Origin of the sequence: Butyrivibrio sp. AE3009 (genome assembly GCF_000420845.1) — a bacterium.
Lineage (GTDB): Bacteria > Bacillota > Clostridia > Lachnospirales > Lachnospiraceae > Butyrivibrio.
Window position 1 is genome coordinate 1 of the sequence record NZ_ATVS01000017.1, and the last position, 12,397, is coordinate 12,397.

Annotated in this window: 9 protein-coding genes; 7 read left to right on the forward strand and 2 right to left on the reverse strand. The window is 40.8% G+C overall.

Annotation, left to right across the window (positions count from 1 at the left end; translation table 11 throughout):
• Positions 1–380: 380 nt before the first annotated feature.
• Entirely contained in the window at positions 381–1,433 is a 1,053-nt protein-coding gene (locus G588_RS0110240) for a LacI family DNA-binding transcriptional regulator (RefSeq protein ID WP_022778645.1), read from the reverse strand.
• Between the two features lie 239 nt (positions 1,434–1,672).
• Here G588_RS0110240 and G588_RS0110245 point away from each other — a divergent pair, with 239 nt between their 5' ends.
• From G588_RS0110245 to G588_RS0110275, 7 genes are all read left to right on the forward strand, one after another.
• Entirely contained in the window at positions 1,673–2,593 is a 921-nt protein-coding gene (locus G588_RS0110245; RefSeq protein WP_022778646.1) for an ABC transporter permease, read from the forward strand.
• Positions 2,594–2,605: 12 nt separating this feature from the next.
• Positions 2,606–3,520 carry a carbohydrate ABC transporter permease gene (locus G588_RS0110250; protein WP_022778647.1) on the forward strand — a complete coding sequence of 305 codons (915 nt, stop codon included), beginning with the start codon at positions 2,606–2,608 and terminating at the stop codon, positions 3,518–3,520.
• 69 nt (positions 3,521–3,589) lie between these two features.
• Positions 3,590–5,242: an ABC transporter substrate-binding protein gene (locus G588_RS0110255; protein ID WP_022778648.1), complete on the forward strand. Its 1,653-nt coding sequence runs from the start codon at positions 3,590–3,592 to the stop codon at positions 5,240–5,242.
• A 52-nt stretch (positions 5,243–5,294) separates the two neighbouring features.
• A complete protein-coding gene (locus G588_RS19860) occupies positions 5,295–5,996 on the forward strand; it encodes a hypothetical protein (protein ID WP_022778649.1) in 702 nt (233 codons plus the stop codon).
• Complete coding sequence (locus tag G588_RS22495) at positions 5,989–6,129, forward strand: hypothetical protein (protein ID WP_022778650.1); 141 nt, start codon at positions 5,989–5,991, stop codon at positions 6,127–6,129. The genes G588_RS19860 and G588_RS22495 overlap by 8 nt, the downstream gene beginning before the upstream one ends.
• An 8-nt stretch (positions 6,130–6,137) precedes the next feature.
• Complete coding sequence (locus tag G588_RS0110270; RefSeq protein WP_022778651.1) at positions 6,138–7,619, forward strand: glycoside hydrolase family 32 protein; 1,482 nt, start codon at positions 6,138–6,140, stop codon at positions 7,617–7,619.
• 3 nt (positions 7,620–7,622) lie between these two features.
• Complete coding sequence (locus G588_RS0110275; RefSeq protein ID WP_022778652.1) at positions 7,623–8,588, forward strand: carbohydrate kinase family protein; 966 nt, start codon at positions 7,623–7,625, stop codon at positions 8,586–8,588.
• Positions 8,589–8,715: 127 nt separating this feature from the next.
• On the opposite strand, the gene G588_RS0110280 is transcribed toward G588_RS0110275, so the two are convergent.
• A complete protein-coding gene (locus tag G588_RS0110280; RefSeq protein WP_155830781.1) occupies positions 8,716–12,084 on the reverse strand; it encodes a hypothetical protein in 3,369 nt (1,122 codons plus the stop codon).
• Positions 12,085–12,397 lie beyond the last annotated feature (313 nt).

Sequence of the window (12,397 nt, forward strand, 5' to 3'; positions counted from 1 at the left end):
AGAAATTATTATATCTAATTTGTGCTCAAGACATACGAAAGTAATCAAATAGAGGTTCTTAATATGCCTTTAGATGAGTATAATCCCTAATATCTATACCATTTTGCATTCTTGTGCATATGAAAGCTTCATTATCATTCTCTTTCGTATGCTTTTTCATCTTTCTCAAGACTATTAGCAACAACTTCATGCATACTAAACGTCTTACATTTGACACTCTTCATATGCACTTATGCAACGAAGCAGCCATAATCTATTCGGCTTAGACTGTGAAATGCATATTAGAAGCAAGTTTCATGAGTGGTTCGTATGCAGCATACAGTAGCCCTGAGCTTTCTATCGTACGCAGCAGGTAAACGGCGACTCTTTGTACCATTTTATTACATCTGTGTTGATTCTCTGTAAATAAGATCAGTCTCTGTATAGGTTATCCTGTAATTGAGATCAGGCTGCTCAATCCTTGAGATTACAAGGTTGGCAGCTGAATAACCGATTATCTGGCTGTGTATGTGGCTGGTTGAGAGAGAAGGAGACATGATCTTGGACTCGGGGGAATCATCAAAACCGAATATCTTGATATCACGTGGACATTCTATTCCCATTCTCTTGAGGCCGGATATCAGATCGAGAGCTACAAAATCGTTGGCACAGATAAAGAGTTCGGGCATTTCTTGAATCTTCGTAAGAGCTTCGAATAAGTATTCTCTATATTCTAATCCGTGAGGATGAACCTCTGTAAGACAATATTTTTCGTCAAAGTTCAGATTATTGATATACATTGCCTCCCTAAAGGCTATGAATCGCTCGTAGAAAGAACGGCAATGTGTGACCTGGCCTACAAATCCTATCTTGGTAATTCCCTTTTTGCTCATGTCATTAACGACTGTATATATATTGGAAAAATTATCCATGAGCAGAACATCTGCGTTTAATGGTCTCCAGTAGCTTGCAACGGGAGCATCTATCATGAGAACAGGTAATCCAAGGCTGCACAACATTTCACAATAGGAGTGATCAAACATTTCGATGCATACAATAGCCTTGGTGTTATCCGGTCTGTATGAGAGAGGAAGAGTTCTTGACTCTATATTCTGATGATCAACCCGGTGCATTGTCAGGCTATAGCCAAGCAGAGAAATTTCATATTGAAATTTATCCAGCATGGTAGAAGCAAAGTGAGAATTATTAAGGAAACTGCCTGAAAAGAGAGCAATCTCTCCTGAAGCCTTGGGCTGGGAACTGAAAGGATTTGTAATGTCTGAAATGGAATTGGCATAAGAAAATTGCTTGTATCCCATTTCGATAGCCTTCTCTAAAACTTTCTGTCTGGTAGCTTCGGCTAAAACTCCGGTGTTATTTATAGCCTTGGATACGGTATTTCTGGATACTCCAAGAGCATCTGCTATATCCTGTAAGGTGACTTTTGCTGGCATAATGTAGTCTCCACTTTCTAAATAAAAGATTAATGTGTCAAAAGATGGGTGTGCCCCAGATAGTAGGTATTTATGACTTTTTGACACCTATATCATTATAAAATGTAAAAATTAAAGTGTCAAATGTAAATATTAATTGTGCAAATGTAAAATAATTATGTTGACAGCTGAAAATATGGGTGCTATATTTTACATATGCAAATGAAAATTATGCAAATGTAAAACTTGGGAGGGGCTACATGAACACAAAGGTAAAAGATAATTCGATGCATAACACCCTGATATATGTTAAACAGCATTGGCAACTATATGTGTTCTTTCTCGGGCCAGCACTGTTACTGACAATAGTGTTCAGGTACATTCCGATGGGAGGCATTCTGATTGCTTTCCAGAAATACAACCCATTTAAAGGAATATTGGGGAGTGAATGGGTAGGACTTAAGTATTTCGAACAGTTCTTATCATCACCCGATTTTATGCAATATCTTGCAAATACACTTAAACTGAGTATTTTTGGTCTGTTATGGGGATTTCCAATGCCGATAATACTGGCGCTTCTACTTAACAGGATTGCCAGTAGCAGGATCAAGCAGAAGATACAGCTTGTTCTGTATATGCCTAACTTCATATCTGTCATAGTCCTCTGTGGTATGGTCAGGATTCTTTTATCGGTTACAGGACCATTCAATATGCTTTTGGGAACGAACATCAACTTTTTGACAATCCCTGCAGCATTCAGACCAATCTACATCATAAGTGGTATCTGGCAGGGCGCCGGCTGGGCATCGATCATGTACACAGCAGCTCTTTCAAATGCCAGCAAGGAACTCAAAGAGGCAGCTCAGATTGATGGAGCCAATATCTGGCAACAGATCAAGGCAGTAGAGTGGCCGGCTATCAAGGATATGGTAGTTATCCAATTCATCCTTCAGGCAGGAAACATTATGAGTATCGGCTTTGAAAAGGCCTATGCACTTCAGTCAGATATGAACCTTGCTTCATCTGAGATCATAGCTACTTATGTTTACAAAAAAGGTCTTTTGAATGGTGATTACAGTTATTCAACAGCGGTTGGATTATTTAATACGATCGTAAATGTAATTCTTCTCATAGTGGTTAATAAGGTTGTTGAGAAGCTTAACGACGGTCAGGGACTATAAGGGGGGAGCGAAATGCAACAGACAGTAAATATTAAAAAAAGCGAATTTGCCAGAGCTTCCATTGGAGATAAAGCATTTCTTTTGGTTGGTGATATTCTCCTTGCAGCCTTTGTAATGGCTATCATAGGCCCTGTAGTTTATATTATTGTAGCTTCCTTCATGGATCCTATAACACTTCAGAACAAGGGAATAGTATTTGATTTCAGCAAATGGACTCTTACAGCTTATGAGAGAGTTATGACCAATTCTCAGATATGGATTGGATTTAGAAATGCAATTATATATTCCGTATTATTTGCGGTTATTTCTGTATTCATAACACTTTTGTGTGCGTATCCAATGTCAAGAGATGATTTTAAAGGCAAGAAGTTTTTTAACGCAATCTTTATTATCACAATGTTCTTTGGCGGAGGACTGATTCCTACATACCTTCTTATCAGTAACATGGGACTTCTTGATACCATGTGGGCTGTAATTCTTCCGGGATCATTTAGCGTATGGAACATGATCATCGCAAGAACTTACTACAAAGGTATTCCAAGCGAACTTAGAGAAGCTGCTGATGTGGACGGAGCTAATGAATTGGTGTTCTTCTTCAGAATACTTCTTCCTGTGTGCACACCACTTATAGCAGTGCTGATATTGTGGCAGTTTGTAGGAATGTGGAACAGCTACTTTGATGCAATGATCTATCTGAATTCAGCAGATAAGCAGCCTCTTCAGTTGGTGCTTAGGGCTATTCTCATCCAGAATGAACCAGATCCGGGAATGATAGCAGATATGCAGAGTACAGCTCAGAGAGCACAGCTTGCAGAACTTCTTAAATATGCAACCATCATTATTTCAAGCTTACCGCTTATAGTAATGTATCCATTCTTCCAGAAGTATTTTGATTCAGGAATCATGGTTGGTTCAGTTAAAGGCTGAGAGGTTTAAACAATCAGAACTTCCCCTGGCAACAGGAGATAATAAAGAATTTTTATAAGGAGAGGAAAAATGAAAAAGACGACAACAAAGCTATTTTCAGCAGCACTTGTTCTTGCAATGTCAGCCAGTGTTCTGACAGGTTGCGGAAAAGGTGCTTCAAGCAGTGGGGCAGCATCAGTTTCAGCGGATGATATCAGCTTTCCGATGGAAAACAAGGTTACTATCACAGGTACAATCAGCTATCCGTCAGGAACTGAGTCAGAGCCTAACAACAGAACAATCTTCAAGAGACTTGAGGAAGAGACAAACGTACATGTTGACTGGACAGCTATTTCAAGTGATCAGTGGGGCGACAAGATCAAGCTCAACATGGCTAACAAGAACACACTTACAGATTTTGTATTTAATGCAGGCTTTAGTAACTCAGACCTTATCAGATATGCTGATCAGGGAGTTATCCTTCCTGTAGAAGAGTACATTGACAACAACATGCCTAACCTTAAGGCAGTATTTGATAAGTATCCAGAGTACCGCACAATGTGTGAGGACTCCGAGGGACACATCTGGGCACTTCCATGGATTGAGCAGCTTGGTTCTAACAAGACAGCTATCCAGACAGTAGGTAATAACTTCACTTACATCAACAAGAAATGGCTTGATTTCCTCGGACTTCAGACACCTACAACAGTTGATGAATTCGAAGAAGTACTTAAGGCATTCAAGGAGCATGCTTCAGAGCTTCAGGCTGAGTTTGGTATTGAGGGTGACATCATTCCTATGTCATGCATCATGAACGATCAGGATCCAAGCCTTCTTATTAACGGCTTTGGCGAAGGTTACGGTGACAATGATATCGGACAGCACATTGCAGTTACAGATGACAAGAAGGTTATCTGCACAGCAACACAGGAAGGTTTCAAGTCAGGTATGCAGTGGCTTCATAAGCTCTATGAAGAGGGACTTATCGATCCTGAGTGCTTCACACAGGACTGGTCAACTTATGTAGCTAAGGGTAAGTCACACAGATATGGTGTTTGCTTTACATGGGACGTAGCTAACATTGATAACCTTGAAGATTTCGTTCCACTTGCAGCTCTTAAGGCTGATGTTAAGAATGTAACTCCTATGAACAGCTCTTTCACATCAGGTTTTGACCGTGGCAGATGCGTTGTAACTTCTAAGTGTGAGAACCCTGCATTCGTATGTGCTTGGCTTGATAAGATGTATGATCCATTCCAGTCACCACAGAACAACTGGGGAACATATGGCGAGGATGATGAGTTTGATATCTTCGAGCTTTCAACAAATGCAAACGGCGACAAGATGCTTAAGCATGCACCTCTTGGCGATGCTTCTCCTGTTGAAGTTCGTGAGGCTGAGTGTGTTGGTGGTCCTCTTGCAATCCTTGATGAGTACTACGGCGTATATGTTACATGCCCTGATGATGCGCAGTATCGTCTTGACTGGATCAAGGAGTACTATACAAACGATATGAACTGCAAGTATGTATATCCTAACGTATTTATGACAGCTGAGGATACAGAGGCTCTTACAACTATCCAGACAGATCTTATCAGCTATATCAACTCCAGCAGAAGTAACTTCGTTATGAACGGTCTTACAGATGCTGAGTGGGATGAGTATCTCAAGCAGGTTAATGCATATGGCCTTGATGAGTATCTCTCTATCTACCAGAAGTATTTTGATCAGTTCTATGATTAATTCATATAACCGGAAAGGCAGGGAGGAGATTTTCTCCTCCCTTTTTTAAAAAATGAAAAGAAAAGTTGCCATAATTGCAGCACTTCTTGCATGTATGCTCACAGGATGTGCTGATAGCCAAAATGCAGATACTCTTTTTCCAAGGGCTGAGGACAGTTATGTTGGAGATGTAATGGCTCTTTCAGAAGAAAATGGAGTATGCCTGAATTATTTATATGAAACAGATCATAACGGTGTGGGCTATCATCCCATTCATCGTTTTTATACCAAGGATTTTTTAAGCTTTGAGGATAAAGGAGAAGTTCTTCCTTTTGCAGAGGATTCAGAAATACAGGATCTTGCAGTAGGAACCGGTTCTTTTATCAGGGATGAACAGGGAAACTATCACTGTTTCTACACAGGACATAATGATTACTACGACACATATGGACTGGATAAAGAATGTGTGTTACATGCTACAAGTAAAGATAACAAAAGCTTTACCAAAGACTATGACAATATAATTCATGCACCAAAAGGGTATAGTACAAACGATTTTCGTGATCCGCAGGTTTACAGAACCGATGATGGATATCTGATGCTTGTGGGAGCAAGAAAAGAAAACGAGAGCGCTATAGTATATTACGAGTCACAGGATTTAGAGAACTGGACTTTTAAGGGAGATTTCTATACCAGTCGGGATCTGTATTTTATGGAATGCCCGGATGTCTTCCAAATGGGAGATAAGTATTTATCATATAGATGTTGTGGTTGAAAAAGATATTGTAGTTATTTATGCAGATGGAATAAAAGCTCTGTCAAACAGAATTTATGCAGCTGTGGGAGCGGATTGGAAAATTGAGCTTACAGATGCTTTGGCAGAAAATGTAATGATTTACGGTAAGTGAGGATAGAAATGAGTGATAAGTTAAACAAAGCACGTGAATATGAAGAGAAAAAGGAAAAGATGATTGCCCCTGAAATGAGGCCTCTTTTTCATCTGACACCAAGATGTGGATGGATGAATGATCCTAACGGTTTTAGCCTTTATAAGGGTGAATACCATCTCTTTTATCAGTATTATCCATATGAGACAGTATGGGGACCTATGCACTGGGGACATGCGGTTAGTAAGGATCTGATCACATGGGAGTATTATCCTGCTGCTATAGCTCCTGATATGGAATATGACAAGAACGGTTGCTTTTCAGGTAGTGCCATTGAAATGGAAGATGGCAGACAACTTCTGGTGTACACAGGAGTTCAGAAAATGGAAGATGAAGATGGCAACATCAGAGAGGTTCAGACCCAGTGTGTTGCTTTTGGTGACGGCAAGGATTATGAGAAGTATGCCAATAATCCTGTAATTGACAGTACTATGCTTCCTGAGGGCGCCGGCAAATATGACTTCAGAGACCCTAAGGTATGGCGTGAAAATGGCAAATATTACATAGTAGTTGGCAATAAAACTGAGGATATCGATGGACAGATATTACAGTTTGTAAGTGATGACGGTATTAACTGGTCCTACGATAAGACTGTTATCAGGAACAACCACAGATTCGGTGTAATGTGGGAGTGCCCTGATTACTTTAACCACGATGGCAAGCAGGTCCTTCTCACAAGCCCTCAGGATATGCTCCCTGAAGAGCTTGAGTTCCACAACGGAAACGGAACCTTGTGTGTGATAGGAAGTATCGATGAAAATGGAGAATTCTGCGAAGAAAACTGTCAGGCTGTTGACTATGGTATTGATTTTTATGCGCCACAGACAATCAAGACTCCTGATGGACGAAGAGTCATGATCGGCTGGATGCAGAACTGGGATACATGCGGAATCAGGCGCGATGACTTCCCATGGTTTGGCCAGATGAGTATTCCAAGGGAAATAACTATTAAGGATAACAGACTTATTCAGTGGCCTGCCAGAGAGATAGAGAATTATTACGGCAAAAGAATCAGCAGACAGAATGTACTTATTTCTGATAGTGCTTCACTTTCAAGTATTGAGGGCAGATGCGTAGATATGACAGTAAGAGTCAGATCTACACAGGCAGAACTTTCATATAAAAAATTTGAAATTCGTTTTGCTGATAATGGCAAGGCTTATTCAACGATTGAATATGATCCTGTTGACAATATTGTTAAGATAGACAGAAAGCATTCAGGAAGCAGAAGAGCCATTGTTCATCAGAGAAGATGTAAGGTTGCAGGAAATAAGGGTGAGATTTCACTTAGACTTGTTCTTGACAGATACAGCATGGAGCTCTTCATCAATAATGGACAGCAGGTAATGTCTATGGTGATCCTTACAGATGTCAGAGCTGAAGGTATCAGTTTTAAGGCAGTTGGAGAACTTCTTATGGATGTTACTATGTATGAAATTGAGAGGAAATAACTTATGAAAAAAGATGTAGTTGCGCTGGGGGAGTTGCTTATTGATTTTACAGGAAGCGGAGACAGCAACCAGGGAAATCCTTTATTTGAGGCTAATCCGGGCGGAGCGCCCTGTAATGTGCTGTCAATGCTTCAGAATTTAGGTAACAGCACAGCTTTTATCGGCAAGGTTGGAAACGACTTTTTTGGGAGAATGTTAAAAGAGAGAATTGAAAAGCAGGGTATAGACTCTACCGGACTTGTCTTTGACGAGGAGGTAAATACTACCCTTGCATTTGTAAACAAGCTTCCAAATGGAGACAGAGATTTTTCTTTTTACAGAAAGCCCGGAGCAGACATGATGCTGACAGCAGAGGATGTTGAGAAGAATGCTGATCTTATCAGGAATGCAGATGTATTTCATCTTGGAACACTGTCAATGACAGACGAACCTGCAAAAGAGGCAACTGTCAGAGCTGTTACTATAGCTAAAGAGAGCGGAGCAGTCATATCTTTTGATCCAAATTACAGAGAACCTTTATGGAAGAACGTAGACGATGCAATAGATGCTATGAAATATGGCTTTGAAAACTGTGATATCCTGAAAATTTCAGATAATGAGATTGAGCTTTTTACAGGCCTTAAGGATATAGAGGCAGGAGCAAGGAAAATAAAGAGAGACTTTGGTATTCCAATCGTGTTTGCCACACTTGGACCTGAAGGAAGTATAGCTCTTTACAAAGATATGGTGATCAAAAAAGACGGGTACAGAAATCCTGCTACTATAGAGACTACAGGAGCAGGCGATACCTTCTGTGCCTGTGTCATAGATTACATCCACAGAAACGGACTGGATAATCTGACAAAAGACGGATTATTTGAATGCCTGTCGTTTGCAAACGCTGCGGCATCTATTATAACCACCAGAAAAGGTGCACTTTCTGTAATGCCAACCCAAGAAGAAATAACAGCTTTTCTAACAAACAAGTAATGATAAGAACAAAGAATATGCGAAAAGGGACTCCTCCAAGATGATTAAATCATCTTGGAGGAGTCCCCTTGTGTTAAATAGTATACAGCATTATATTGACAGTATGTACCGGGTAGTGGGAAGATGTTCATGAGTTGCCGTACTTTTTCTGATATTTGCGTACGAGTTCTTCATAGGCCATGTAGTCAAAGATGGCGGTGTCTGCGTCAAAGTATATCGGATAAGATAAGCCTCCTTCCTTAGTGGTGATTTTTCCGGTTACGAACAGACCGTTCTTGAGAGCAATAATTACAGGAATTCTTTTTCCGGTTAAAGGATCGGTTATCTTATAGTCCACCAAGCCGGATATAGGCTTTCCTGTGGAATTGTCCACCAGCTTACCCATTTTCATATTGTTATCCCAGGAAAATGCTATTTTACACTCTACAGCCGGGGTACGTTCATATGTAGTGTAAATGCCATCAATGACTGCGCTTCCTGCCTTGGTTGCTCGGGTATAGTACCAGTTTTTTCCCTCTCTTCTAAAGGGTGACATATCCTCCATGCAGATACCATACTTGTTGATGTGGAGCTGCCTGCCGTCTTTGGTGAGGATTTTTTCGGATACAGAGCCGTCCTCATTGACATAAACAGGCACTTCATAGTCATCAGGGTTACCGGAAAACCCTTCTCCTGCATAATAGCAGGCCATGGCCCAGTATTTCTCCATATTCTTTTTGTCTGCTTTAGGAAGCCTTGAGAAATCGTTTACACCATAAGGCTTCGAGGAATCCTTTACAATTTCGCCGCCTTTCATCGCATATATCTTCTTGCCGCTCTTAACCATAAAGGTTCTGTCTGAATAAGCAGGGTTTTTGTAAAAACATCTTCCGTCGCTGTCCACATAGGTAGTTACATCAGTATTCTGTGAAACAAGCTTCTGCTTTATTAAACCTGTGGTCAGGCTGCCGTTTTTACCAATAAAGTAATAGCCTGATCCATAGGTGAAGGCCCTTCCGGAGACTTTTTTGCCGTTCTCATATTTAAAAGAGTTAATGCTTCCGTTTTTGCTATAGATGATAAAAGCTTTTTTGCCGTCATCCAGTGTGACTTCGGTAAGAGCTGTACTCTCTTTGCCGTCCTTGCCGTAGAAATACCACTTTTTGGAGGAGCATCGAAGGACATTTTTAAGCTGATAGCCGGTGGAAGGATCGTAATAATAACTGTCTTTCCTTCCGGTGGAAGTGCTTCCGTCAGAATTTCTGTAAATAATCTCTCCGTCCTTGGAAACAGGACCATCCTGAATAAGCTTAGCCACTCCGGCACCGTCGGTAACATATACTTTTTTGCCGATGGTATATTCATCATTTCTGACAAGTTTGCCGTAATAATTTGTCGTCCCGCTGTTTTCTGCTGTAGTAAAGCAAAGCTCTGCCTTTTTTCCGGTGGTGATGACGTTTCCGCTGCTATCAAGTGCAATTGTACCGTTTTTATCCAGCTTTGGAACAGGTGCTGTGTAAATGCCTTCCACCGCGCACTCCTCCTCCGGAGAAAAATACATGTAAATATCTTTTTTCATTCCATAGGCATAGTCAAAGTCCATTAATATAAGTTTATCCGCAGGAGTTCTGAACCATCCGGTCATTACTGCGCTGTCCTGTCCGACAAGATATCCTTTTCCACCTGTAAATATTACAAAAGGAGCGGTAATGTTTAAGTGGTTGGTATTCAAATATTTGACATGGGCCGGCTCTCCCTGGTAATAAAGATATTTCTTGCCGTCAACAGTCTTTATGCCGTTAAGAAGGGTTCCGTCGGAGTTAAAAGTAAGATTTCTGTAGGCTGCACCTTCCTCTGTAGTAAGGAACTTCTCAACTTCAGTCTTATTTGAAAGAACGTAATGATCCTCAGGTCCCTTGACCTCCGGATTCTTATCATTACTATGGTTTAATACATGCTTCACACGTTTAACTTCATAATCATTCACCCTGAGGCGATTAAAACTGTCAAAAGAGTAGTTCTTTCCCTTGGGATATTGTTTGGTTTTTATGATGACATCACCTTGGGCCAGTTCTCCCGACTTGTTCAGGACGTAGTAGTAGCTGCCCTGCCGGGATGAGAAAAATCCTTTCTTTGTCACCATGACTCCGTTCAGGATAAAGCATGTGGTTCCGTCCTTCTTCCTATAAATACCTTTATAGGACTGCTGGTAAACAGTGCTGTTATTTGCACCGGAATCCCCGAAAAGATAATACTTGCCGCCTATTTTGGTCAGGCCTGTGGCCATTTCCCCGTTCTTGTCCAGGTAGTACATTTTATTTTTTTCTTCAATCTTGTTGGAACAATATATCCAGCAGGAGGTAAGCATCTTTTTACGATCTGCATCAGCAAAGAAGCATCTGCCTTCCTCCGGCTTATTGGGATTCTTGTTAAGAAGATACGCCTGAGCTGCCTCGGTCTTACCATTCTTCTTTGCAGCGTAATAGAAAATCTGCGTTTCGTCCTCTACACTGCTAATAGAATAGTCCTCATTGAACCTGTAGTATTTTCCGTCTATGATCAGGTACCTATCGCTATAAAGAAGTGGTCCTTCCTCTGAGGCATAGTAGGACTTGCCATCAAGACTAAAGCCCTTGCCCTTCAGGACAGCGCCGGTTTTATCTGCATAGTATAAGTTTTCGTTGTATAAAAAAATGATGTTACACCTGATAAGGCCATAAAACTTTGCGTCGGACAGTGCGTAGTATTCTTTGCCCTCCACAGCAAACATGCCGGTCCTAAGGACTCCGGACATAGGATCGCAGTATCTTGCGCTCTTTGCTTTTTTGGCTGTGGTCAACATTCCTTCTTCATCAAAGTAAATGAAACCGGTGCACATATAGCCGTCTTTGAAATAATAGAAATTATCACCGATATGGGCCACGTTGTTATCCAGGGATTTGCCATCGTCATCCCTGGCCTCTCCTCTGGCATTTTCGTAGGTCCATTTATCTTTCCTGTTGATCCAGCGGCCCTTTACAGCCCCTGCGTATAGAGTGGGATTAAGCCTTCCTTCGGAAATTTCGATTTCCGGGGGAAGCTCCTCTTCGATTGAGGTATCTGTAGATGCAGTATCGGAAGCCTCTGTATTGTCCTCTTCAACAAGAATTTCCTCGTAGCTTTCGTCAGCCTCATCTGCCTCATCAGCTTCATCAGTCGTGGCGGCCTCAGTTGCCTTATCGGAAGCTTCCGATTCATCTGAAATTTCATCATAGGGTTCTGGTTCAGCGGTATCTGACGGTTCTTCAGGAGCATCGGTCTCATCACCTGAGCCGTATTCTTCCTCAACGCTTTCGTCGTCAATACTTTCGTCGTCAATACCTTTGTCGCCAGTACTTTCTTCTTCAATATTATTTTCTTCAATAATTATCTCTTCCTCAAAAGAGCTCTCTTCCGCAGCATAACTCCTTCCCCCGGCGGTCATACTGCCTGCAGCTATGGTAATAGCCGCAATCATAGCTAAAATTCGTTTTTTCATACTTCTTCCCTTTTTCATTACATGAATTTCAAAAAATAAGCACCGCAATTATACATGAAATCTCTGCTGAAATAAAGGATAAAGTGGAAGTGTATTGCTTCGCAATTCGCATATATTTGTAATTGAAATGATCGACTTTGCGCCAAAAGCCTGTGACTACAGAAGCTGTAAAGAAAAACAAAACGAATTAACAATAAAAATTGTCTAAAAAATTGAAATGTTTGCTCTGATAAGTAGACTATATGAAACAGAATTATTTATAATTTTAATAGAGTATTTATGCAACTTTTCGCAACATAACTGTATCGAAAGA